Raw genomic sequence first — 1,465 nt, forward strand, 5'->3', positions numbered from 1 at the left:
AGGAGCAATGATCAGAACCTGTGGATCCCGGGAGGACGCACCTTCCCGGATGATGATCTTTGACGAAACAGGATTCTGATCAAGACCAGCGTTGGCGCGCTGGCGGGAAGGCACGCCCGTGCTCACGGTAGTACACGAAGGCCGAGACCCGAACGAGGCCGGCGACGCCGCCGGTGCAGGCCGGTCGCTGCTCGATGAGATCGTTCGCGACGGTGCCCGGCAGATGCTCGCCGCAGCCCTGCAGGCCGAGGTCGCCGATTACATCGCCCGGCACGCCGGTGAAGTCGACGACAACGGCCACCGCCTCGTCGTACGCAACGGCTACCACACCGAACGCGACGTGATGACCGCCGCCGGTGCGGTGACGGTGAAGGCGCCACGGGTCAACGACAAGCGCATCGATCCCGAGACAGGCCAGCGTAAGAGGTTCTCGTCGGCGATCCTGCCGGCCTGGGCCCGCAGGTCCACCCAAGTGTCCGAGGTGTTGCCGCTGCTGTACCTGCACGGCCTGTCGACCAGCGACTTCGGGCCCGCCCTCGAGCAGTTCCTCGGCTCCGGTGCCGGCCTGTCGCCGGCCTCGATCACCCGGCTGACCGCGCAGTGGCAGGACGAGGCGAAAGCCTTCGGACAGCGGGATCTCTCGCAAGTCGACTACGTCTACCTGTGGGTCGACGGCATCCACCTGAAGGTGCGGCTCGAGCAGGAGAAACTCTGTCTGCTGGTCATGCTGGGGGTGCGGGCCGACGGACGTAAGGAACTCGTCGCCCTGGCCGACGGCTACCGCGAATCCACCGAATGCTGGGCCGATCTGCTGCGGGACTGCCGCCGCCGCGGAATGCGGGCCCCGGTGCTCGCGATCGGGGACGGCGCGCTGGGATTCTGGAAGGCACTGCGGGAAGTGTTCCCCGACACCCGCGAACAACGCTGCTGGTTCCACAAGCAATCCAACGTCCTTGCAGCACTCCCGAAGTCCGCGCATCCCGGCGCGTTGGCGGCGATGAAGGAGATCATCGGAGCCGAGGACATCGACAAGGCGCAGATCGCGATCGCGGCGTTCGAACAGGACTACGGTGCGAAATATCCGAAGGCAGTGAAGAAGATCGTCGATGACGCCGATGTGTTGCTCGAGTACTTTCGGTATCCGGCCGAGCATTGGGTGCATCTGCGTACGACGAATCCGATCGAATCGACTTTTGCGACGGTGCGGCTTCGGACCAGGGTGACCAAGGGTCCGGGTTCACGAGCGGCGGGGATGGCGATGGCCTACAAGCTGATCGAGGCCGCGCAGTCGCGGTGGCGGGCGGTCAACGCACCGCAGCTGGTCGCACTGGTGCGAGCGGGCGCGCTGTTCCACAAGGGCAAGCTCCTCGAACGGCCGGTCGACATCACCCCGGAACCCTCGCCCGACACTCCGGTGTCCGAGGTCGCCTGACGACCCCCGATCCACAGGATTTGACTATTCCTC

The 1,465-nt window shown here is 65.7% G+C and carries 1 protein-coding gene; it reads left to right on the top strand.

Going from position 1 to position 1,465, the window contains the following annotated elements; all coding sequences use genetic code 11:
* Positions 1–118 precede the first annotated feature (118 nt).
* Positions 119–1,432, top strand: a complete 1,314-nt coding sequence (locus AC5Y5O_RS31980; RefSeq protein WP_047040733.1) for an IS256 family transposase — start codon at positions 119–121, stop codon at positions 1,430–1,432.
* Positions 1,433–1,465 lie beyond the last annotated feature (33 nt).

It is taken from the genome of Mycobacterium sp. NGS40, from assembly GCF_059812735.1.